Annotated in this window: 23 protein-coding genes; 17 read left to right on the forward strand and 6 right to left on the reverse strand. The window is 64.7% G+C overall.

Annotated elements, in window-relative coordinates:
* The first annotated feature begins 34 nt into the window (after positions 1-34).
* A complete protein-coding gene (locus tag RRU_RS17245) occupies positions 35-1,123 on the forward strand; it encodes an AbrB family transcriptional regulator (protein WP_011391081.1) in 1,089 nt (362 codons plus the stop codon).
* Here the strand turns inward: RRU_RS17245 and RRU_RS17250 are convergent.
* Complete coding sequence (locus RRU_RS17250; RefSeq protein WP_011391082.1) at positions 1,120-2,160, reverse strand: sensor histidine kinase; 1,041 nt, start codon at positions 2,158-2,160, stop codon at positions 1,120-1,122. The genes RRU_RS17245 and RRU_RS17250 overlap by 4 nt on opposite strands.
* 298 nt (positions 2,161-2,458) lie before the next feature.
* On the opposite strand from RRU_RS17250, the gene rpmH reads away from it, so the two are divergent.
* From rpmH to RRU_RS17290, 8 genes are all read left to right on the forward strand, one after another.
* Positions 2,459-2,593, forward strand: coding sequence for a 50S ribosomal protein L34 (gene rpmH, locus RRU_RS17255; RefSeq protein WP_011391083.1), 135 nt, complete (start codon positions 2,459-2,461; stop codon positions 2,591-2,593).
* A gap of 31 nt (positions 2,594-2,624) precedes the next feature.
* On the forward strand, positions 2,625-3,149 hold the full coding sequence (gene rnpA, locus RRU_RS17260) for a ribonuclease P protein component (protein ID WP_011391084.1): 525 nt from the start codon (positions 2,625-2,627) through the stop codon (positions 3,147-3,149).
* Positions 3,146-3,493: a membrane protein insertion efficiency factor YidD gene (yidD, locus tag RRU_RS17265; RefSeq protein WP_011391085.1), complete on the forward strand. Its 348-nt coding sequence runs from the start codon at positions 3,146-3,148 to the stop codon at positions 3,491-3,493. The genes rnpA and yidD overlap by 4 nt, the downstream gene beginning before the upstream one ends.
* 77 nt (positions 3,494-3,570) lie before the next feature.
* The gene (yidC, locus tag RRU_RS17270; protein WP_011391086.1) at positions 3,571-5,358 is read left to right on the forward strand and encodes a membrane protein insertase YidC; all 1,788 of its coding nucleotides are present in this window, start codon (positions 3,571-3,573) and stop codon (positions 5,356-5,358) included.
* A gap of 4 nt (positions 5,359-5,362) precedes the next feature.
* Entirely contained in the window at positions 5,363-6,058 is a 696-nt protein-coding gene (gene yihA / locus RRU_RS17275; RefSeq protein ID WP_011391087.1) for a ribosome biogenesis GTP-binding protein YihA/YsxC, read from the forward strand.
* 93 nt (positions 6,059-6,151) lie between these two features.
* The gene (argB, locus tag RRU_RS17280) at positions 6,152-7,084 is read left to right on the forward strand and encodes an acetylglutamate kinase (protein WP_011391088.1); all 933 of its coding nucleotides are present in this window, start codon (positions 6,152-6,154) and stop codon (positions 7,082-7,084) included.
* A gap of 199 nt (positions 7,085-7,283) precedes the next feature.
* The gene (dapA, locus tag RRU_RS17285; protein ID WP_011391089.1) at positions 7,284-8,162 is read left to right on the forward strand and encodes a 4-hydroxy-tetrahydrodipicolinate synthase; all 879 of its coding nucleotides are present in this window, start codon (positions 7,284-7,286) and stop codon (positions 8,160-8,162) included.
* Positions 8,163-8,300: 138 nt separating this feature from the next.
* On the forward strand, positions 8,301-9,017 hold the full coding sequence (locus RRU_RS17290) for a pyrimidine 5'-nucleotidase (protein ID WP_011391090.1): 717 nt from the start codon (positions 8,301-8,303) through the stop codon (positions 9,015-9,017).
* Positions 9,018-9,061: 44 nt separating this feature from the next.
* On the opposite strand, the gene RRU_RS17295 is transcribed toward RRU_RS17290, so the two are convergent.
* Positions 9,062-9,445: a helix-turn-helix domain-containing protein gene (locus tag RRU_RS17295; RefSeq protein ID WP_313388167.1), complete on the reverse strand. Its 384-nt coding sequence runs from the start codon at positions 9,443-9,445 to the stop codon at positions 9,062-9,064.
* Positions 9,446-10,323: 878 nt separating this feature from the next.
* Here RRU_RS17295 and RRU_RS17300 point away from each other — a divergent pair.
* The 3 genes from RRU_RS17300 (at position 10,324) to RRU_RS17310 (ending at position 15,356) form a co-directional block, all read left to right on the forward strand.
* Positions 10,324-12,363: a putative bifunctional diguanylate cyclase/phosphodiesterase gene (locus RRU_RS17300; protein WP_014626577.1), complete on the forward strand. Its 2,040-nt coding sequence runs from the start codon at positions 10,324-10,326 to the stop codon at positions 12,361-12,363.
* A 309-nt stretch (positions 12,364-12,672) separates the two neighbouring features.
* Entirely contained in the window at positions 12,673-14,124 is a 1,452-nt protein-coding gene (locus RRU_RS17305; protein WP_014626578.1) for a lipopolysaccharide biosynthesis protein, read from the forward strand.
* Between the two features lie 29 nt (positions 14,125-14,153).
* The gene (locus RRU_RS17310) at positions 14,154-15,356 is read left to right on the forward strand and encodes a glycosyltransferase family 4 protein (RefSeq protein WP_011391094.1); all 1,203 of its coding nucleotides are present in this window, start codon (positions 14,154-14,156) and stop codon (positions 15,354-15,356) included.
* Here RRU_RS17310 and RRU_RS17315 read toward each other — a convergent pair.
* Complete coding sequence (locus tag RRU_RS17315; RefSeq protein ID WP_011391095.1) at positions 15,353-16,531, reverse strand: DNA recombination protein RmuC; 1,179 nt, start codon at positions 16,529-16,531, stop codon at positions 15,353-15,355. The two genes, RRU_RS17310 and RRU_RS17315, sit on opposite strands and share 4 nt — an antisense overlap.
* 163 nt (positions 16,532-16,694) lie before the next feature.
* Here RRU_RS17315 and RRU_RS17320 point away from each other — a divergent pair, with 163 nt between their 5' ends.
* The 5 genes from RRU_RS17320 (at position 16,695) to RRU_RS17340 (ending at position 19,921) form a co-directional block, all read left to right on the forward strand.
* Entirely contained in the window at positions 16,695-17,177 is a 483-nt protein-coding gene (locus tag RRU_RS17320; protein ID WP_011391096.1) for an AraC family transcriptional regulator, read from the forward strand.
* 142 nt (positions 17,178-17,319) lie between these two features.
* The gene (gene def, locus RRU_RS17325) at positions 17,320-17,838 is read left to right on the forward strand and encodes a peptide deformylase (protein WP_011391097.1); all 519 of its coding nucleotides are present in this window, start codon (positions 17,320-17,322) and stop codon (positions 17,836-17,838) included.
* The gene (gene fmt, locus RRU_RS17330; RefSeq protein ID WP_011391098.1) at positions 17,835-18,764 is read left to right on the forward strand and encodes a methionyl-tRNA formyltransferase; all 930 of its coding nucleotides are present in this window, start codon (positions 17,835-17,837) and stop codon (positions 18,762-18,764) included. Before def ends, fmt begins: the two co-directional genes overlap by 4 nt.
* A 3-nt stretch (positions 18,765-18,767) precedes the next feature.
* Positions 18,768-19,604: a tRNA pseudouridine(38-40) synthase TruA gene (truA, locus tag RRU_RS17335; RefSeq protein WP_011391099.1), complete on the forward strand. Its 837-nt coding sequence runs from the start codon at positions 18,768-18,770 to the stop codon at positions 19,602-19,604.
* A complete protein-coding gene (locus RRU_RS17340) occupies positions 19,601-19,921 on the forward strand; it encodes a DMT family transporter (RefSeq protein WP_011391100.1) in 321 nt (106 codons plus the stop codon). Before truA ends, RRU_RS17340 begins: the two co-directional genes overlap by 4 nt.
* 46 nt (positions 19,922-19,967) lie before the next feature.
* Here the strand turns inward: RRU_RS17340 and RRU_RS17345 are convergent, their stop codons facing one another.
* Genes RRU_RS17345 through RRU_RS17355 form a run of 3 tightly spaced genes read right to left on the reverse strand, consistent with a single transcriptional unit; the run spans position 19,968 to position 22,469 of the window.
* On the reverse strand, positions 19,968-20,765 hold the full coding sequence (locus tag RRU_RS17345) for a M48 family metallopeptidase (RefSeq protein ID WP_011391101.1): 798 nt from the start codon (positions 20,763-20,765) through the stop codon (positions 19,968-19,970).
* On the reverse strand, positions 20,762-21,160 hold the full coding sequence (locus RRU_RS17350) for a YcgN family cysteine cluster protein (protein ID WP_011391102.1): 399 nt from the start codon (positions 21,158-21,160) through the stop codon (positions 20,762-20,764). Before RRU_RS17350 ends, RRU_RS17345 begins: the two co-directional genes overlap by 4 nt.
* Before the next feature lie 52 nt (positions 21,161-21,212).
* Positions 21,213-22,469: an intracellular poly(3-hydroxybutyrate) depolymerase PhaZ2 gene (locus RRU_RS17355; protein WP_011391103.1), complete on the reverse strand. Its 1,257-nt coding sequence runs from the start codon at positions 22,467-22,469 to the stop codon at positions 21,213-21,215.
* Between the last annotated feature and the right edge of the window lie 46 nt (positions 22,470-22,515).

Raw genomic sequence — 22,515 nt, forward strand, 5'->3', positions numbered from 1 at the left:
CTTTTCTTCTTGTCCCGCAAGTGGCGTTCCCCCCATGCCCCTTCCCGTCTCGCCGTCGTCCCGCCTCGGATCTCTGCCGATCCCCCTGCAATGGCTGGCGCTTGGCGCCACCTCGGCCGCTGTCGGCTGGGGACTGCACACCACCGGCCTGCCCGCCGCCCTGCTGCTTGGTCCGATGATCGCCGCCATTTGCTGCGCCCTGGCCGGGACGCGCATCCACCTGCCGCGCGCCCCCTATCTCGGCGCCCAGGCGATGATCGGCTGCATGATCGGCGGATCGATCTCGCCGGGGCTGATCGCCTCGTTCCTTGATGATTGGGCGCTGTTTCTGGCGATCGTTCTGGCGACGGTGGCGGCGAGCAGCCTGCTTGGCTGGATGATGAGCCGCTGGGGGTCGCTGCCCGGCACCACCAGCGTCTGGGGTTCCTCGCCCGGCGCGGCTTCGGCCATGGTGGTGATGGCCGAGGCCTTCGGCGCCGATGTCCGGCTGGTGGCCTTCATGCAATATCTAAGGGTGGTTTGCGTCGCCTCGGCCGCCGCCCTGATCGCCCACCTGTGGGTGGAAGGCGCCCCGCCGCCGCCGACCCCGTGGTTTCCCGCGCTCGATGGCCTCGTCTTCGGCCAGACCCTGGCCCTGGCCGGAATCGGCGCGACGCTCGGCGTTTTCCTGCGCGTACCCTCGGGCGCCATGGTCGTGCCGATGGTGGCGGCGGCGGTTCTTTCGTCCTTCGGCCTGCTGGCCATCCATCTGCCGCCCTGGCTGCTCGCCCTGGCCTATGCGGCACTCGGCTGGACCATTGGGCTGGGCTTCACCCGCGCGGTGCTGGCCCATGCCGCCCGCGCCCTGCCCCAGATCCTCGCCTCGATCGCCGCCCTCATGGCGTTTTGCGGCGGCACCGCCTGGCTGCTGACCTCTCTGCTTGGCGTCGATCCGGTCACCGCCTATCTGGCGACCAGCCCGGGCGGCCTCGATTCGGTGGCGATCATCGCCGCTTCCTCGGCCCGGGTCGATCTGTCCTTCGTCATGGCCCTGCAAACCGCCCGCTTCATCATCGTCATCTGCTTGGGCCCGCCGCTCGCCCGCTTCATCGCCGGGCGCATCGGCGACAAGCCCTTGGCCTAGGACGAGGGCTTCCCGGCCGCCGGCAGACTGAGGCGGAAGGTCGCCCCTTCGATGGTTCCGTCGACCAAGGCTAGATCGCCGCCCTGGGCGCGGGCCAGATCGCGGGCGACCGCCAGACCAACACCGGCGGCGCCGGGGCGCGAGGGGCCGGCGAAGGCCTGGAACAGGCTGTCGCGGGTCAGCGGATCGACCCCCGGGCCATCGTCGATGACATCAAGGAAAACCCAGCCCTCGCCGCGCTCGGCCCGCAGCGCCACGCTGCGCGACCCGACCTGGGCGGCATTGCGTCCCAGCGAGACCAGAATACGAAACAGATGGGCCTCATCGCCCTTGAGCACGAGCGACTCGGGGGTATCAAGACGCCAGGTCACCCCCGGATGGGCCGCCGCCAGATGGTCGACCACCCGCCCCAGCAGATCGGCCACCCGAACCCGGGCCAGTCGCGGGCTGGGCGCCGGGGCACCGGCGAAGCGGCGGGCGCTGGCCACCAGCAGCAGCGCATCCTCGACGGCGCGCACCACGGCGGGCGGCGGCGTTTCCCCCGCGGCGACGGCCCCGGCCAAGCCCGCCTGCAGGTCATGGCCGATCCGCGCCAGGGCCCGGTCGAGAACCGCCCCCTCCGCGCCCGGCGAAGATTGGGGCGACTCGGCGGAAAAGGCCAGAACCCGGCGGGCCGGCGCCCGGCCCTGGCGCAAGAGCACCAGAAAAACCAAAACCCCGGTTCCCGCCGCCAAGGGCAGCGAAAGCGGCAAAATCCCGCGCGCCGTATCCAGCAGATCGGCGCGCGCCGCTTCGCCCGCATCGCCCGAGGCGGTCAAGGCCAGCGCCGTTCGGCCGATTTCAGCCCAGGAGGGCGGCGGAGCGAGCGGAGTCCCCCCAAGCCGTCCGGCCGTCGCCGCCACCAGCACCGGCGCTTGGGCCAGCGCCACAAGAACGGCGCAGAGCGCCAGCAGGCGGATGGCGAAGCCGAGGGACGAGGGGGACCGATCGGCGATCGGGCGGGCGGAAGAAACAGATGAGGTGGTCGGGCCGGACACGGCGCCCCCTTATGCGATGGTGCTGTCGCGGCGGAGACGTCCGCCGACGGGATGGCGGCGATCCTAGCAAATTTCCCCCGCAGGCGGCAGGAACAAAGGACGCCCCCGGCGCCGCCTTGGACTATGATAAGGAGAGGGCTTCCCCCCGCCCCGGACCCGCCCTGGACATGAGCGGGAAGGCCAAGGGTGGAAAAACCCGGGCAACGGACCGTTGACCTGGGCCTTTCCCGCCGCTATACACAGCCCCTTTCTGAATTCCAGGAGCGCCTCGGCGGCGCCCCCAGTCGGAGTAGAACCGGTGAAACGCACGTATCAACCGAGCAATCTGGTGCGCAAGCGCCGTCACGGCTTCCGTAGCCGCCTCGCCACCGTCGGCGGCCGTCGCGTTCTGGCCAACCGTCGGGCCAAGGGCCGCAAGCGCCTGTCGGCTTAAGGTTTCGTTTCCCGCGCCCGGAGGTTCGGCCATGGGATCATGTCCGTCGGCCCCACCCGAGAACGCCCCACGGCGCGACGGGGAAAGCCAGCAGGACGATCCCGGCCACCCCCTTTCGCCCGGTCCGCTCTCGGGGACCGAGTCGCAGGGACCCTCCCCGGGATCGCACAAGGATCGCAGCGCGCTTGCCGTCGGCCGCCTTAAACAGCGGGCCGATTTTTTGCGCGTCGCCGGTAAGCGCTGTAAATGGGCCGCCCCCGGGCTGGTCCTTCAGGCCGCCGTCCAGCCCGCCCCGCGGGCGGGACGCCACCCGGCCTTGCCCCTGCCGCCTCCGATCCGCGTCGGCTTCACCACCAGCAAAAAGGTGGGCAATGCCGTCGAGCGCAACCGCGCCCGGCGCCGCTTGCGCGCGGCCGTCGATCTGGTGATCGCCACCGAGGCCAAGGGCGGCCATGATTACGTGGTGATCGGTCGCGCCGCCACCCTTGGACGCCCCTTCGATCTGCTGGTCGCCGATCTGCGCGCCGCTCTTAAGCGCTTAGGGATGCGCCGGTGAGGCCTTTGGCCGCCCTGTCCCAGGGGATCGGCCTGCTGATGCGCGGGCTGATCTGGCTTTACCGCCTGTTTCTGTCGCCGCTGCTCGGCCAGAACTGCCGGTTCGATCCCTCGTGCAGCCGCTATGCCCTGGAAGCGATCACCCGCCACGGTCCTTTCTGGGGGCTGTGGCTGGCGGTGCGCAGGATTTCGCGTTGCCATCCGTGGGGAGGCATGGGATACGATCCCGTCCCTGACGACCCCCGGCCGGGCCGGTGCGGCTGCAAGGACGCCGGACCAGCCGTGAGCGCCGGATCGACCGAGGGCAACCCCGGTCGGCGGACCGACGGGACAGATCCGGATTAGACCCTCGCCGACTGCCCGACGTGCCCTCCTCAGCTGGGCCGAACGGCGCACAACTGCTGAAGTGGGAAGGCAGAGTAATGCTGCAACAGCGTAACCTTATCCTCGCCATCGTGCTGTCCATGGCGGTCCTGTTCGGCTTCGAATACTTCTTCGGAGCCAAGCAACCCCCGATGACGGCGCAGCAGCAGGACAGCGCCCAGATGGCGGCGCCATCAAACGGTCAGATGGCGGCGCCATCAAGCGTCCAGGCGCCGGGACAAAGCCCGGTCGCGGCACCGCAGGTGCCCGCCCAGCCGGGCGCGGCGGTTCCCACGCCCGGCGGCATGACCCCCGGCGCGGCAAGCCTGTCGCGTGAAGAGGCCCTGGCCGCCGATATCAGCCCGCGAATCGGCATCGATACCGCCCGCCTGCATGGCTCGATCCGCCTGCGCGGCGCCCGTATCGACGACCTTAGCTTGGTCGATTACCGCGAGACCGTTGATCCGCAGAGCCCGGAAATCTCCCTGCTTTCGCCCCCGGGCGCGCCTTTGCCCTATTATGCCGAATTCGGCTGGGTCGCCGGCACCCCGGGCGTCAAGGTCCCCGATGCCGACACCCTGTGGCAGGCCGACCGCGGCGCGCTGGGCGTCGACGCCCCCGTCACCCTGACCTGGGACAACGGCGAGGGCCTGCGCTTCATCCGCAAGATCGCCATCGACCACGATTTCATGTTCTCGATCACCCAGGCGGTGGAAAACACCGGGGCGGGGGCCGTCACCCTGTTCCCCTATGGTCTGGTTTCGCGGATCAACACCCCGGCCCTGCTCAACTACTACATCCTTCACGAGGGCCCGCTCGGCGTCTTCGACGGCACCTTGAAGGAGGTCAAGTACAGCGCCCTGAAGGACGATGGCGAGGTCAAGCACACCTCGACCGGCGGCTGGATGGGCATCACCGACAAGTATTGGCTGACCGCCCTGGTCACCGACCAGTCGATGCCGGTCACCGGCCGCTTCCTCTATCAGCCGCGCGATGGCCGCGATGGTTATCAGGCCGATTTCCTGGGCGCCGCCTTCACCGTCGAGCCCGGCGGCCGCATCGAGACCTCGAACCATCTGTTCTCGGGCGCCAAGGAAGTGAAGCTGCTCGACCGCTATACGGACGAGCTGGGCATCAAGAATTTCGATCTGGCGATCGATTTCGGCTGGTTCTACTTCATGACCAAGCCGTTCTTCCTCAGCATCCAGTTCCTGCATGGCATCCTGGGCAACATGGGTCTGGCGATCCTCGCCTTCACCGTGGTGCTGAAGCTGGTCTTCTTCCCGCTGGCCAATAAGTCCTATCGGTCGATGTCGAAGATGAAGCTGCTCCAGCCCGAGCTGAAGAAGCTTCAGGAGCGCTTCAAGGACGATCGCGCCCGCCTTAATCAGGAGATGATGTCTCTTTATAAAAAAGAGCAGGTCAATCCCTTGTCGGGCTGTCTGCCGATCGTCATTCAGATCCCGGTGTTCTTCGCCCTCTATAAGGTTCTGTTCGTTTCCATCGAGATGCGCCACGAGCCGTTCTATGGCTGGATCCGCGATCTCGCCGCCCCCGATCCGACCACCGTCTTCAACCTGTTCGGGCTGATCCCCTGGGATCCGCCGAACATGCTGATGCTGGGCGCTTGGCCGCTGATCATGGGCGTGACCATGTGGATGCAGCAGAAGCTGAACCCGACTCCGGCCGATCCGACCCAGGCCAAGATCATGATGTTCCTGCCCATCATGTTCACCTTCATGCTGGCCCATTTCGCCGCCGGACTGGTGATCTACTGGACCTGGAACAACTTGCTCTCGATCACCCAGCAGTGGGTCATCATGAAGCGGATGGGGGCTAAGACCTAAAGACATGGCGGATTTGCCCGAAACACCCGCTTTTGGCGCGGCCTTTTCCGATGAGGAAGAGGCCGCCCGCGCCCTAGAGGCCGGGCGCTGGCTGTTCTCCCAGACCTGTTCGTTCGTCATGGGCTGCGTGTCGCTCGACACCCTGCCCGACCACGATCTGTCCGAGATCGCCTTCGCCGGCCGTTCCAATGTTGGCAAGTCGAGCCTGGTCAACGCCCTTACCGGGCGCAAGACCCTGGCGCGAACCTCCAACACCCCCGGCCGCACCCAGGAACTGAACTATTTCCGCCTCGGCCCCGAGGCCCAGGATCCGGCGCTGATGATGGTCGACCTGCCGGGCTATGGCTTCGCCGAGGCGCCCAAGGACGCGGTCAAGCGCTGGACACGGCTGATCATGGCCTACCTGCGCGGCCGTCCGGCCCTGCGCCGGGTCTGCCTGCTCATCGATTCCCGCCATGGCATCAAGGAAAACGACCGCGACGTCATGCGCATGCTCGACGAGGCGGCGGTCAGCTATCAGATCGTCCTGACCAAGGCCGACAAGTTGAAGGCGGCCGAGATCACCGATGTCCTGGCCCGGGTCGTGGCCGAGACCGCCAAGCATGTCGCCGCCCATCCCGACGTGATCGTCACCAGCAGCCAGAGCGGCGCCGGCATCGACCTCTTGCGCGCCCAATTGGCCGCCCTGGCCTCGCCGTAAGCGGCCCCCGCCCCTCCGCCCAGCGGCCGGCGGATGCCCGGCCGTTTTCTCCGAAAGTCCGGGCTCCCGTCCCGGACGACGCAAAGGACCCGGATGATGACCGATTCTGCGCCCCCGGAGCCGATCCACGCGGAAATCCCCGAAGGATGGCTTCATAAGGCCAAGACCCTGTCCGAGGCCTTGCCCTATATGCGGCGCTTCGCCGGGTTGACCATCGTCATCAAATACGGCGGTCATGCCATGGGCGACCCCGAACTGGCCAAGACCTTCGCCCGCGATGTCGTGCTGCTCAAGCAAGTCGGCATGAACCCGGTCGTCGTCCATGGCGGCGGCCCGCAGATCGGGCGCATGCTTGATACCCTGCGCATCCAGAGCACCTTCATCGACGGCCTGCGCGTCACCGACGCCGCCACCGTCGATGTGGTCGAGATGGTCCTGGCCGGCTCGATCAATAAGGCCATCGTCACCGAGATCAATCAGGCCGGGGGCTGCGCCGTCGGGCTGTCGGGCAAGGACGGCCGGCTGATCCAGGCCCGCAAGATGGTGCGCAAGCGCCACGATCCCGAATCCAATATCGAGCGCGTCCTTGATCTTGGCTTCGTCGGCGAGCCGGTGGTGATCGATCCCCATGTGCTGATCCAGTTCCGCGACTCCGATATCATCCCGGTGATCGCCCCGATCGGCATCGGCGAGGCCGGCGAGACTTTCAACATCAACGCCGATACCGCCGCCGGGGCGTTGGCCGCCCAGATGAAGGCGGCGCGGCTGTTGATGCTGACCGACGTCAAAGGCGTTCTCGACAAGGACAAGCAGCTGATCCAAGAGCTGTCGGTCGATCGCGCCCGCCTGCTCAAGCAAGAGGGCACCATCAGCGGCGGCATGATCCCCAAGGTGGAGACCTGCATCGACGCCGTCGAACGGGGGGTCGAGGCCGCGGTGATCGTCGATGGCCGGGTGCCCCATGCCGTGCTGCTGGAGATCTTCACCCCACGCGGCGCCGGCACCCTGATCCGGGCGAGCCGCTAGAGCGGCGAGCGGAAAAGTGGGTCCCGCTTTTCCGCGCCGTCGCCGCTCTAATTTATAGACTCTCGATCAAATCGTCGCCGCACTCTGGTCCAGATTGCTCGGAATTTACTCGAATTAGTTGTGTTTAAGTTCATTTAATAACTGTGGTTATGGCCACGCGATTACATGAAGGCTGCTTAAGCGCGGGGGAGAGCGTGTTATGAAGAAGCAGGTTTTTATGGGGGCCGCAGTTGCAATCGTAACCCCTTTCCGAGACGGGAAGGTTGATTACCAAAAGCTACGTGAGTTGATCGAGTTCCAGATTGCTCACAAGATCGATGCTGTCGTTGTCTGCGGGACAACCGGTGAATCTTCCGCGCTATCCCACGATGAGCATATTTCCGTGGTGCGGTTTGTAGTTGAGACTGTCAAAAGACGGGTGCCGGTCATAGCGGGAGCCGGAAGCAACAATACTCAACACGCTGTCGATCTTTCTGTTGAACTGGAAAAAGTGGGTGCAGATGCGTTGCTTTCCGTTGTGCCCTATTACAATAAGACATCACAACGCGGTTTGGTGACCCATTTCAGTACAATCGCACGAGCTGTCGCAATACCTATTATACTGTATAACATTCCGTCCCGGACAAGCTTCAATATGACTCCGGAAACTATTCGCGAGATAGCGGAGAATGAGACTGTAGTCGGAATTAAGGAATGTAATCTCTATCAAGTTGGCGAAATAGTAAAATTATGCGGCCCAGAATTCTCCATATACTCAGGGGATGACAGTACCATCCTCCCGGTACTGGCGTATGGTGGTAAAGGCGTTATTTCCACCATGGCCAACATCATTCCCGAAGAGACGCATGATATTGTTTCCTACTTTATGCGGGGCGACATTGAGGGGGCAAGGCGGGCTCAACTCCGTGCGCTGGATTTGATAAGTGCGCTGTTTGTGGATGTGAATCCGATTCCTTTGAAGACGGCTATGAACCTGATGGGGATGAATGTCGGACCGTGTCGGTTACCTTTGGTGGATATGGGGAACCGTGAGACAGAGCTCTTGGTCCGGGCTCTGAAGGATTACGGACTCACGTGATGGTGCCGCTTGCGAGCTGCGGATTAAAACTCGACCAAGGGGATGAGATCTGGCTTCGCGCCTCTGAACAGGTCCGTTGAGAGATCTTTCCGCCTGTGAACAGCCAAGAGGACTTGGCGACCCGTGGTGAAATCTGTGATGGAGGACAAGATGACAAGACCGGCCGAGGGCTTTGAGACTTGGCTCTTCGATCTTGATAATACCCTCTATCCCGCCTCCGCCGATCTGTTCGCCCAGATCGATCTGCGGATGAAGGCCTATATCGGGCGGCTGCTTGGCCTGCCGCCCGAAGAGGCGTTTCGCCTGCAAAAGCATTACTACCACACCTATGGGACCTCGCTGCGCGGCTTGATGGACGAACACGCCATCGATCCGGCCGACTTCCTGGCCTTCGTCCACGATATCGACCATACCGTCCTCGCCGCCGATCCGGTCCTGGGCGGGCTTCTCGCCCGCCTTCCCGGGCGCAAGATCGTCTTCACCAATGGCAGCACCCGCCATGCCCTGGCGGTTCTCGACCGACTCGGCATCACCGATCACTTCGAAGCGATCCATGATATCGCCGCCAGCGGCTTCATTCCCAAGCCGCAGCCCGCCTGTTACGACGATCTTATCGCCCGCTATGGCCTTGATCCGGCGACGACGATCATGGTCGAGGATTCCCATAAGAATCTCCAACCGGCGGCGGCGCTGGGCATGACCACCCTTCTCGTGCGCAATACCCTCCATTGGGCTGCCGTCGAGGACGGGGGCGCCCCCATGGCTTATTGCCATCATGTGACCGACGATCTGCGGATCTGGCTGGCCGACTGGCTGGCCCACCAGGCCCCCCATCCGGAAGTCTGCTTAGATTAAAGTCCCTGCGTTAAAGGGATCGCCTTTAACGCAGAGACTTTGATCTATTCCCCCTTGCCGCCCTCGCGCCGTCGCCGGCTCTCCAACAGGGTCGCCAATCCGGCAAGGATCTCCAGATCCTCCTCGGGAAGAAGATCGGCGGCGTTGCGCACCGTCTGGGCATGGGATGAGCGGGCCCGTTCGGCCCGGTGTTGGCGATCGGCGGCGCCAACGGCGACTCCGTCAAAGAAATCCATCAGTCTAACATTGAGCACCTTTGCCATCTGATCGAGCGTCTGGATGCTCGTCACAACCTTTCCACGCTCGAAATTTGAAATCGTCTCGCCGCTTTTGCCTAAAAGGCTCGCGAGTTGACTTTGAGTCAGTCCTCGCCTTTCCCGCAAAGTGCGAATCTTACGTCCTATTTGTTGTCCAAGTTCCATCACCATACCCTCGACTGTGCGTATCAGTGGAGGGACTGGCTATTGGTGCGATTTTTCGTCCTAGTCAGTTGATTCAATTTTTCTATAATAGCCACCGCAAGTTGGGCCCAACGCTGGAACCCAACCCAAAAGAATAGACTTTGCTGCGTGTTCGACAGAATATCATTAGAGTCTTAAGAAAGAGGGCCATTTATCGAAACATAGAATTTGACAAAATTTACTCAAACACAGTGAAAAACCGCGTTTTTGATCTATTTTCTTGCTTTTTGATTACGCAGAGGATTTCACCGGAACTCGGCAGTCCGGCAAAAAAGACAAAAATAAATACAGAAACGTCTGTCTATTAATGCCCGACAGAAGAAAAAAGTACCCATGAGGAATAATATGGTTTTCATAGATGATCTGCCGACCTCACGAATGTTTAATCCCTCCTCTGCGACTTATCCCTTCCCATTCGTGATAAGCCGTGCTCTCTCAATCAGCTTTCTGACAACGATGACCTGGGCGCGGCGGGCTGTCGCCCATCGCCCCCCCCCCTCCATTGCCGCGTTCGTGACAGGTGTTTTGAAAATCATCGATTTCTGGCGCCTGGAAGGGGTCTTGAGGGCCCTCACCCCCCCGCCCGCCCTCCATAAAGTCGCCGACCCCGCGGCCCAGGGATGCCCCGCGCGGGATGGTCAACCCGAAATCCGGGCCTTTTCAGCCAGGGAGGCGGACCTTCAAGGACTAATCGGTCAGGGGGCCCCGCGAGACTCCGGCAAAACCCGCCCCGGAGGCGGCGCTATTTTTGAAGGGGGGCCCGGCACATGACCCCTCCGGCATCCTCTTCCCCATGTTCCTCGTCCGATAAGCGCAACCGCGCGGTCCCATCCGCCAAAGCCCTTATGGTCTGGCGGGCGGGCCCCGACGGTCGCCCCCTTGACCCCAGCCAATTCCCCCAGGATCCCCCGGCGCGGCGCGACGGCGATGGGGGCGGGGCCGAGGCCTGGTTGAACCTTGTCCATCCCGAAGAGCGCGAGGCGGTCTTGCTGCTCTGGCGCCGGGCGCTGCGCGAAGGCGAAGAGTTCGAAGCCCGCTACCGACTGCATCGCGGGCTTTCGGGATACCGCTGGGCCCTGGGCCAGGGCCGCCCCTTGCGCGGCGACGATGGCGAAGTGCGCGAATGGATCGGCACCGTCGTGGATATTCACGACCACATGGAGGCCGAACGAACCATCGCCCTGAGCGAGGAACGCCTGCGCCTCGCCCTCGACAGCGCCGATCTGGGGGTTTGGGAATGCACCATCGCCACCAATCAATGGTGGTTTTCCGAAGCGGCGCTGCGGATCCTTGGCTGTCCCCCCGACGCCGAAACGTCCATTGAAACGGTCATGGGGGCGATCCATTCCGATGATCTCGACGGCCTGCGCGCCCGTTGGCATGCCGCCCGCACCGGCCGTGCCCGCGACCGGATGGAAGGGGAGTTCCGCATTCAACGCGGCGGCGGCAGGCTCGGCTGGATCGCCTGTTCGGCCCGATTGGTCGCCGATGACGGCAAGGCCGTTACCCGCATGCTGGGCACGCTCCGCGATATCACCAAGACCCGTCTTCAGCGCGAGAAGCTCTATCACCTCGCCCATTTCGATCCGCTGACCGGCTTGCCCAATCGCCATGAGATGATCACCCGCACCCAGGCCACCCTGGCGAGCGGCGGCGCCGCCGGCGGTGCCGGAGCGATCTTGCTGCTCGATCTCGACGGCTTCAAGGAAGCCAACGACACCCTGGGGCAGGCGACAGGCGATGCCCTGCTCAAGCGCATCGCCCATCGTCTGGTTTCCAGTCTTCCCGCCGACAGCCTGATCGGCCGGGTCGGCGGCGACGAATTCCTGGTGGTTGTTCCCGGGGTGGCCGAGCAATGGACGGCGACGCGGATCGCCGACGGCCTTTACGACGTGCTGACCGTTCCCTTCGTTATCGGCGATCGGCGCATTCCGTTAAGCGGCCGCATCGGCATCGCCTTGGCGCCCCGCGATGGCACCTCGGCCCAGGATCTGATGACCCATGCCGAACTGGCCTTGCAGGAAACCAAGACCATCTCGGGCTGCGTCACCCGGTTCTTTTCGCCGCGCCTGCACGACGAGGCGCGCGAACGCCAGGACATGGGACTTGAATTGCGCCGCGCCACCGACAACGGCGAGTTCGAGCTGTTCTATCAGCCGCAGATCCGCCTGAGCGACCGGGCCGTCGTCGGCGCCGAGGCGTTGTTGCGCTGGCGGCATCCGACGCGCGGCGTGATGCCGCCCGCCGCCTTCCTTCATGTCCTCAAACGCGGCCCCTTGGCCGGCGAGGTCGGCGAATGGGTGGTCGCCAAGGCCTGTGCCGATGCCGCCGGTCTACTCAACGCCGGCTCGCGAATACGCATGGCAGTCAATTTATTCTCGGCCCAGTTCAAGGCCGGCACCGTCGACGCCACGGTGCGCCGCTCGCTTCTTGAAAGCGGCCTGCCCGCCGAGTTGCTGGAACTCGAAATCACCGAAAAAGTCACCCTCGACCGCGACGAGGGCATTCTTACCTGCCTCAAGGGCTTGCGCGACCTGGGCTGCGGCGTCGCCTTCGATGACTACGGCACCGGCTACGCCTCGCTCAGCATGCTCAAGCGCTATCCGCTGACCCGCCTGAAGATCGACCGGGCCTTCGTCCAACATCTGGCCGAGTCACCCAAGGACGGTGCCATCGTCCGCGCCGTGTTGTCGCTGGGCAATACCTTCGGCCTGTCGGTCACCGCCGAGGGGATCGAAGAAGAGGAACAGGAAAAGCTGCTGCTTGGCCAGGGATGCGACGAGGGTCAAGGGTATTTTTTCGGCCGGCCGATGCCCTTGGCCGATTTCATCCAATTCCTGGCCCGGGTGAAGAAAAACCCCGGCGAATTCCCCACCCCCGCCTGACCGCCGGAGGCGCCCCCCCGGGGTCGCCTTTTGGCCGGGCGGGGGAAAGGATCGGGGAGCGAGGGCGCTCCTTTCGCTTTCGATACGACCTTCCACGCTCCCTTGAACGCCCGATCAAGGGAGCGTATCGTTGGTTGATCTACCCTCGGACGATCGTCTCCCCTTTCCCGGCTCCCCTTTCCCGGATTGCCCGCGATCAGGACAAAGACACCCTTGTCGGCGCCTTTTCCGTCCCTTCCCGATCCTCGGGGCAAAGCGCCCTCTGAGAGGCTCGGCAATCACCATGCCCGCTAACGAAAGAACACGGCCGTGAGCAACATCAGAATTGCTCTGGTCTGGTCGATGCTCGACCGGATCTTCACCGTGGCGATGGGGTTTGCTTCGGTCACCATTCTCGCCCGCCTGTTGACCCCGGCCGAGGTCGGGGTGTTCGGCGTCGCCTATTCCGTCGTCGGCCTTAGCCAGACGCTGCGCGATTTCGGCACCTCAAGCTATCTGATCCAGGAAAAGGAGCTGACGCCCCAGCGCATCCGTTCGGCCTTCGGCGTCACCTTGCTGACCGGATGGACGCTGGGCGGCACGATCTTCCTGCTTGCCGACACCATTGCCGCCTTCTATGGCCAGCCCGAACTGGCCACGGTTCTGCGCATCATCTGCCTGACCCTGGTGCTCTGGCCCTTCGGCTCGCCGATCCTGTCGCTGCTGCGCCGGGACATGCGCTTCAAGACCCTGACGTTCATCGGCATGGCCACAGCCCTCGCCCAACCGACGGTGGCGGTGATCCTGGTCTATTTGGGATACAGCTATTACGGCTTGGCCTGGGCCGTCGTCGCCGAGGTCGCGGTTTCGGTTCTGCTGACCACCATCCTGCGCCCCAAGGAAACCTGGATGTGGCCAAGCCTGCGCGAATGGCGGCGCGTTGGGGTCTTCGGGCTGTCGATGGCGGGGATCTCGCTGATCGGCTCGCTCAACACCTATGCCAGCGATCTGGTGCTTGGCCGCACCCTGGGCTTTGTCAATTCCGGCTTCTACAGCCGGGCGACCGGCCTGATCTCGCTGTTTCGCGATCGCATCTGGGGTGGCGGCCATGCCGTGCTGATGTCGGAATTCGCCCGTTTGCATCGCGAGGACGGCGATGTGAAGGGATCCTTCCTGCGGGCTTCGGTGATGGTGACGGGGATCTTCTGGCCGCTCTTCGCCCTGCTCGCCCTAATGGCCCTGCCGGTGGTGCGCATCCTGTTCGGCCTGAACTGGGACGACTCGGTGCCCTTGGTCCGTTTGCTCGCCGGCGCGGCGATGATCTCGGTGCCGTGGTTTCCCGGCGGCACTTTGTTGCTGGCCACCGGCCACGTCAATTTGCAGTTGCGCCTGAGCGTCGTCATGGTCGCCGTGCAGATCCCCGCCCTGATCTTGCTCTCGCATCTGGGCTTGATCTGGGTGCCGCTGGTCAGCGTTCTGACCGGGCTGGTGATGGCGGGGATGCTGGGCATCTATACCCGCAGGATCCTGGGATTGGCCGCGCTTGACGTGTGGTTCGCCACCCTGCGCAGCGTTCCCGCCACCCTGGGCATCTGCGTCGTGCCGCTGCTGGTGCTGGTCTTTTGCCATCCCGAACCCCGACTGGGCGAGCCCTGGCTATGGGTGGCCGGCTTTGGGGCGATCCTCGGCGCGGTGATCGGCTATTATACGGTTTCCCATCCGATGGCCGGCGAAATCGACGCCCTGTTGCGCAAACTGCGCCGCCGCTCGTTTATCGGCTAACCCCCCGGGACTGGAAAAGGAACTCGGCGATGGATGACGGAACGCGCCTGGGGCAAGCCGATCACGCCGCCGGCCCCCGCCCGCCCGGGGTGATCTTCACCATGCGCTATCCCAGCGATGTCGGCTTTGTTTGGAAGACCATCGCCCTGCATCGCGACCTGATCGCCCGCGCGTTCGGGGGGGAAGCCCGGTGCATCCTCGCCTATCCCCAACTCAGCCCAACGTCGGCCTACCAGCCGCGCTGGTCGACGGCGATCCAGGCTGATTTCTACGACTATTCCGCCGAAAACCGCCAACGCCTTGAACGGGTGATCACCGACGAGGCCATTCGTCTGGTGGTTTTCATGAGCGCCCAGCCGGCCGATGTCGATCTTGGCTTCCTGCGCGGTTTGGGCTTGCGCACGGTGACCAGCGAAAACAACAGCTATGACCACTCGCTGCGCCAGCCGTTTATGAAGCGTCTGGCCAAAGCCCTGATCCGCCGGGTTCTCAAGCGTCAGGTCTTCGATCTGCACATCGCCAATTCCCAGGCGCAATATGATTTCCTGCGCGGCTTCGCCCAATTGCCGGCCTCGCGCCTGCGGGCGGTGCGCAATGGCGTCGACACCGATCATTTCCAGCCGGGCGAGCGGACGGGCGCCTGCTCCACGCTTGGCCTCGACCCCGATCGCCTGTGGATCATGGCGGCCTCGCAGGCCCGGCCGGAAAAGCGCCTCGAGCGGGTGCTGGAGGTTATCCGCGCCGTCAAAGACGCCCGCCCGGCCTTGCCGATCGGCTTTTTCTTTGTCGGCGAGGGGGAAAATCTGGCGGAGTGGCGGCAGATCGCCCTTGGCCTGCCCGATGCCGAGACTTATCGCTTCTTTGGCCGGCAAAACGATCTGCGGCCCTATTATCAGGCGGCCTCGGTCTTCATCCATGGCGCCTTTCGCGAAAGCTTCGGGCTGGTGATCGCCGAGGCCATGGCCAGCGGCCTGCCGGTGGTGGCGACCCATGCCCATGGCCCGGCCGAGATCATCGCCGAGGGCGAGACCGGGCGGCTGGTCGGCCGCGACGACTGGGAGGGCCTGGGCAAGGCGGTGATCGAGTATCTTGATGACGCCGAGCTTCGCCGAACCCATGGTCTGGCCGGACGGGCGCGCTGCGTCGCTCTGTTTTCGATCACCCGTCAGGCCCAGGAATTCGCCGACCTGCTGCGCCCCTTCCTGAAGGACGGCGCTGGAGCACCCTATTAAGCCAGCGGGATCTTGATCTCGCCGGTGGGCGGCGGCAGGCTTTCCGGTTCGTCCTGGCCGAACTGAACCTCCTCGATGCGGTCGCCGCGACGCATGATCTTTTCGGTCGAGATCTGGATCTGGCGCAGATCCTCGCCGGTCTGGCCGAAGTGGCGGGCCAGCTTGCCCACCCGGTCATCCAGGCGGTTCACGTCGTCGATCAGGGCGCGAACCTCGCGGCGGATCAGAACCGCCATATCGTTCATCCGCGCGTCCTTGAGGATGGCCCGCACGGTGTTGAGCGTCGCCATCAGCGTGGTTGGCGAGACGATCCACACCCGGCGGCGAAAGGCCTGTTCGACCACCTGGGGATAATTGGCGTGAAGCTCGGCATAGACCGCTTCCGCCGGCAGGAACATCAAGGCCGATTCCGCCGTTTCGTCGGCAATGATATAGCGTTCGGCGATATCGCGGACATGGCGCAGCACATCGGCGGCGAAGGCCCGCCCCGCCTGCAGACGCTCGGCATCGCTGCCCGCCGCCCGCAAGGCCCGATAGGATTCAAGGGGATATTTGGCGTCGATGGCGATCGCCCCGGGCGGATTGGGCAGGGTCAGCAGGCAATCGGCGATACGGCCGTTGCCCATTTTGGCCTGGAAGCGATAGGCGCTGGGCGGCAACAGATCGCGCACCAGATCCTCCATCTGGGTCTGGCCCATAGCGCCGCGCGCCTGCTTGTTGGACAAGATGTCCTGCAGGCTGGTCATCTTTTCCGACATCTCGGCGATGTTCTTCTGGGCGGCGTCGATGGTCGCCAGCCGGGCGCGCAGATCCTGCATGCTTTCGGCGGTCTTTTCGGTCGAACGCTGCAGTCCCTCGCCCACCCGTCGCGTCAGATCGGTGATGCGCTCGTCAAGAACCCGGCTCACCTGACGCTCCTGGGATTGCAGGCGATCGGCGAGCAAGGCGGTGGCCGCGGCCTGACTTTTGGCCATCTGACCCAGACGCCCGGCCATTTCGACCTGGGCGGCGGCCAGGGAGGATAGCCGGCCGTCACCACCGCCCGGGCGGCGCAGCACCAGGATCAGGGCGATGATCCCGGCCACCGCCGCCATCAGGGCGATGAGCAGGGCCAGACCCTGGGGGGCGGCCAGACGGGCGCCGAGCGCCTGGAACATCGTGGAAAGATCGGTCACGGGCGGGCATCCTTGGGGGTTGATTCCCTCTCTTATCGACGCTCCGGCGGGGCGCGTCAAACCCGGGCGGGGAACCAAAGACCCCCTTGCGGGATTCCGGGTGGGCGCTTGCCCCCTCTTCGCGTTAAACTATCCCCTTGGTGTTCCCTGATCGGAGGCTTCGATGCCCGCTCTTGACGTTCGGCCCCTGCCCGCCATGATTTTCGCCAGCCTGCGCCATATCGGACCCTACGGCGAGGCCGGAGAGACCTTTCGCAAGATCACCGACTGGGCGGTCAGCGAAGGGGTGATGACCCCGGAAACCCAAATCCTCGGCCTGTCTTACGACGATCCGAAGACGACCCCGGCCGAAATCCTGCGCTATGACGCCTGCGTGACGTTGAAAACCCCCGTCGCCCTGCCCCCCGGCATGCAGTTGATGGCCTTGCCCGCCTGTTCGTGGGTGATGATGACCCACAAGGGTCCCTATGAAACGATGGGCGAGACCTTCACCAAGCTGTATGCCGCCCTGGCCGAGCACCCCACCCTGGTGCCGATCGCCACCGGCGCCATCGAAATCTATGTCAATGATCCCGCCACCACCGCGCCGGCCGATCTGATCACCGAACTGGGCGTCGCCGTTCTGGAGGGGGCCGACGGCTTCTGACATCGTGGCCCATCGGGGCGGCCCAACGGCGCGATCCGACGGCCGCGGCTTTGCCGACCATTCTTGACGGATGGGCGCGGCCGGCTTATTTCCGACTCAGTGACAAACTCCCTCCAACGGCAAGACGGAAAGACCGGGCGCAATGGCGTTGCTTCCCATCCTGACGGCGCCTGATCCGCGCCTGACCAAAAAGGCTCTGCCGGTGGAAACGGTGGATGTCTCCATCCGCAAGCTGATGGACGACATGCTTGAAACCATGTACCTCGCCCCCGGCATCGGCCTTGCCGCCCCCCAGGTCGGGGTACTCAAGCGGGTGATCGTTCTCGATCCGGCGCGCGAGGACGAGGCGCCGCGCCCCATGCGTCTGGCCAATCCCGAGATCATCTGGAGCTCCGAGGATACCAAGCCCTATGAAGAGGGCTGCCTGTCGGTGCCCGAACAATACGATACGGTGGTGCGCCCCGACCGCGTGCGGGTGCGCTACCTCGATCCCGACAATGAAATCCGCGAGATCGACGCCGATGGTTTGCTGGCCGTCATCTTGCAGCACGAGATCGACCATCTCGATGGTATTTTGTTCGTCGATTACCTGTCGTCGCTCAAACGCAATATGATGCTGCGCAAATTGCGGAAAATGAAGCGGACGGGAGCCGAGGCGTGACCCTTTCGGTGGTTTTCATGGGGACCCCGGCGTTTTCGGTCCCCATTCTTCACGCCTTGCATAACAACCCCGACCTGACGCTGCGCGCCGTCTATTGCCAGCCGCCGCGCGCCGCCGGACGGGGCAAGAAGCCAAGGCCGACGCCGGTTCACGCCGCAGCCGAGGCCTTGGGGATCCCCGTTTTCACCCCCGCCCGCTTGCGCGATGCCGCCGACCAGCAAGCCTTCGCCGAACTGGCCGCCGATGTGGCGGTGGTCGCGGCCTATGGGCTGATCCTGCCCAAGGCGGTGCTCGACGCCCCGCGCCTGGGCTGCGTCAATGTCCATGCCTCGCTGCTGCCGCGCTGGCGGGGCGCAGCACCCATCCACCGGGCGATCATGGCCGGCGACCGGGAAACCGGGGTGACCCTGATGCAGATGGACGAGGGGCTTGATACCGGGGCGATGCTGCGCATCGGCCGCGTCGCCATCACCGAGCAGACCACCACCGCCAGCCTGCACGACACCTTGTCCGCCCTGGGGGCCGAGATGATCGGCCCGGCCCTGCGTGATCTGGCGGCCGGAACCTTGAGCGGACAAGCCCAGCCGACCGAGGGCGTCACCTATGCCGCCAAGATCGACAAGGCCGAGGCCCGGCTGGAGTGGCGAACCTCCGCCGCCGTCCTTGATCGCCAGATCCGCGCCCTGTCGCCCTTTCCCGGCGCGTGGTTCGAGCGCGACGGCGAACGGATCAAGGTTCTGATGAGCCGGGTGGAGGAGGGCGTCCCCGCCGCCCCCCCCGGACAACTGCTTGACAACCAGCTGACGGTAGCCTGCGGCGAAGGGGCGGTCCGCCTGCTGTGCCTGCAACGCCCGGGGCGCGGCCCTTTGGCCGCCGACGACTTCCTGCGGGGCTATGCCTTTCCCGCCGGCCTATCGCTGACCTAGGCGATGGTTCGCTATCGCTTGACCGTCGAATACGACGGGCGCGGCTATTGCGGCTGGCAGCGCCAGGACAACGGCCCAACCATTCAGCAATCCCTGGAAGAGGCGGCCTTCCGCCTGTGCGGGGTGGCCACCCGGGTTCACGGCTCGGGCCGCACCGATTCGGGCGTCCATGCCCTGGGGCAGGTCGCCCATCTCGATCTGCCCAGGGCCTATGGCGCGGCGACGGTGATGAAGGCGCTCAACGCCCATCTGCGGCCCCAGCCGATCGCCGTGATCGATGCCGCGGAAGTGGCCGAGGACTTCCATGCCCGCTTTTCGGCCGAGGAACGCTCCTATCGCTATCGCATCCTCAACCGCATCGCCCCGCCGACCCTTGACCAGGGACGGGTGTGGTGGGTGGCGCGGCCGATGGAGGCGGCGATCATGGACGAGGCCGCCCAGGTTCTGGTCGGACGCCACGACTTCAGCAGCTTCCGCGCCGCCGAATGTCAGGCCGACAGTCCGGTCAAAACCCTGAGCGAATTGCGCGTCACCCGGGTTGGCGACGAAATCCACGTCTTCGCCCGCGCCCGCTCCTTCCTTCACCATCAAGTTCGCAATATGGTGGGAACCCTGGCCCTGGTCGGCGATGGCCGGTGGACGGCCGATCGCCTGCGCGCCGCCCTCGAGGCTTGCGACCGCTCGGCCGCCGGCCCCACGGCGCCGCCCGATGGCCTTTATTTCCTGCGCGTGCGCTTCCCCGGCGAAACGGCGGCCCCGGCGAAGGCTGGTCCTTTGGAAGCAGCCCCCCTGGGAGAAGCCCCCCTGAAAGAAGCCACCCTGAAAGAAGACTGGCGATGACCTGGCTGACCCTGACCGGCGCGATCCTGTTCGAACTGGCCGGGACTACGGCGATGAAGCTCTCGGAGGGCTTCACCCGGCTGCTGCCCTCGGTGGCGCTGGTGGTCTGCTATGCCATCAGCTTCACCTTGCTAACCCTGACCCTGAAGAAGATGGATGTCTCGATCGCCTATGCGATCTGGTCGGGGGCGGGCACGGTGCTGATCACGGTAATCGGCATTCTGGTGTTCAAGGAACCCGCGACCTTGCTCAAGGTGCTGTGCATCGCCCTGATCGTCGCCGGGGTGGTCGGCCTCAACCTGCTGAGCAAGCAGTAAAGCCCCTCGTCGTCGCACTCCGATCCAGAGGGCTCGGAGGTTTGCTCTAGCCGTAGCGGTGCAGGCCGGGGCCGTTTTGGCGCAGCCATTGGCGCGCGGCCGCCGGATCATCGACCAATTGGCCGACCACCGCCCAAAAGCGCGGGGAATGGTTGAATTCAACCAGATGGGCGACCTCATGGGCCACCACATAGTCGAGCACGGCTTCCGGGGCGAGGATCAGCCGCCAGGAAAACGACAGGGCGCCGCTTGAGGAACAGCTTCCCCAGCGCGACCGGGTATCGCGCAAGGTGATGCGCGCCGGCGTCACCCCCAGGTGGCCGGCGTGGCGATGGGCGCGGGCGAGGATTTCCGTGCGGGCGCGGCGCTTCAGCCAATCGGTGGTCCGCCGCGCCAGATGATCGGCCTGACCGGACACCCGCAGCGCGCCGTCTTCCACCCACACACCACGCCGCCCCTCGGGCTGGTGGCGGAGCACATGGGGCACGCCGAGCAGCGGCACCGTCGCCCCATCGGTGAAGGCGACGCCGGCCGGCTGGCGGGTTCTTTGCGTCCGCACCCAGTCGGATTTATCGGCGACGAAGCGTTTGAGAACGGCAAGCCCCACATGGGGCGGCGCCACCACCACCACGCCGTCCCTTTGGGGATCAAGACGCAGGGTCAGCCGCTTGGCGCGCGGGTTGCGGCGCAAGGTGACCGGAAGGCTTTCCCCGTCGATGCACAGCGCGATGACCGGCGCCGTAGGCTTGGCGGCCTTGGCGGAGGCGGCGGGCGAAGGGGGCGAAAGCGCCTGACGCAGTCGGCCGACCAGCCGCTCCAGGGGGCCGCCCGCCCCTTGCCTCACAGATCGCCCCACTCGACGATGTAATCCTCGATGGGGCCGGCCTCCACTTCCGAAATCGAGCGGCCGCGCGCGCTCATGCCGGCGCGGTGGACGCTTTCCGGGTCGCCGGTTTCCAGCGGATGCCAGGGCGGCAGCGGTTGGCCGGCGGCGAGCAGGCGATAGGCGCAGGTCTCGGGCATCCACTTCAGCCGGCTGACCAGCTTGGGGATCAGTTTCACGCAATCGGGAACCGTGTCCCAGCGGGTTTCATAGGACGAACAGCGGCAGCTATGAAGATCAAGCAGCAGGCAGGCGACATTGGTGTGGTGGATGCGGCCGGTGTCCTCCTCCTGAAGCTTGTGAAGGCAGCACTTGCCGCATCCGTCGCACAGACTCTCCCATTCGGCCTCGGTCATCTCCTTCAGCGTCTTGGTTTCCCAAAACCGCTCCGAGGCCGGGAGCGACGGGTCAGGCGACAGCGGCGCCGCGGCTGGCACCGCCGCGCTCCGCTTCAAGAATGAACGCACGGACATGGGGGAGGATCTCCTCGCGCCAACGGCGCCCGTTGAAGATGCCATAATGCCCCACCTTGGGCTGAAGGCGATGGTCACGCAAGGCCTGGGGCAGATTGGCGCATAAAGTGTGGGCCGCTGCGGTCTGGCCCTTGCCGGTGATATCGTCGCGTTCCCCCTCGATGGTCAAGAGCCTGATATCGGTAATCGCCCCCGTATCCACCCGCCGGCCGTTCACCACCAGCTTGCCCTCGGCCAATTCGTGGTTCTTGAAGATGCGCTCGACCGTCTCAAGGTAGAATTCCGCCGGCAGATCCATGACCGACAGATATTCGTCGTAGAAATCCCGATGCTGGTCGGCGCTGTCGCCATCGCCCTCGATCAAATGGGTGAAGTAGTCGAGATGGGCGTTCACATGGCGATCGAAGTTCATCGCCATGAAGCCCGAAAGCTGCAGAAATCCCGGATAGACCTTACGGCCACGCCCCAGATAGGGGGCGGGAACCGTGTGGATCAGCTTCTTTTCGAACCATGCCATGTCGTGGCTGTCGGCGAAGCGGTTGACCTCGGTCGGATTGATCCGGGTATCGAGCGGGCCGCCCATCAGCGTCATCGACAGCGGCCGGCAGGCGTCGCCGTCCTCGGCCATCAGCGCCGCCGTGGTCAGCACCGGCACGCTGGGTTGGCAAACCGCCAACAGGTGGGTATCGGGGCCGAGGAAGGTGAGGAAGGCCCGCAGGTAGTCGACATAGGTGTCAAAGCCGAAGGCGCCCTCTTCGATCGGCACCTCGCGGGCGTTGATCCAATCGGTGATATAAACATCGTGATCGGGCAGCAAGGCCTCGACCGTGCCACGCAGCAAGGTGGCGTAATGGCCCGAAAGCGGGGCGACGACAAGCAGGCGGGGCTGTTTGACCGACTCGGGGCAGCCGCGCGTGAAATGGACCAGATCGCAGAACGGCAGGTCGTGGACGGTGATCTCCTCGACCCACACCCTTTCGCCGGCCACGACGGTGTGATCGAGACCGAAGCGCGGCTTGCCATAGCGCCGCGTCACCCGCTCGAAAACGGCCGCCCCGGCGGCGATCGAGCGCCCCATCTTGGTATAAGAGGCCGGCACCCACGGACAGGTGTAAAGGGTATGGACCGAGTGTGCGGCCACGCGCCAGGGCATCAGCGCGGCATGCTGGATTTCATGAAGATTATAGAGCATTCCTCGTCCTTTTCGTTAGCCGCGTTCCGCGTTTATGATCGTCAAG

Origin of the sequence: Rhodospirillum rubrum ATCC 11170 (assembly GCF_000013085.1) — a bacterium.
In the GTDB taxonomy this organism is placed as follows: Bacteria; Pseudomonadota; Alphaproteobacteria; order Rhodospirillales; family Rhodospirillaceae; genus Rhodospirillum; species Rhodospirillum rubrum.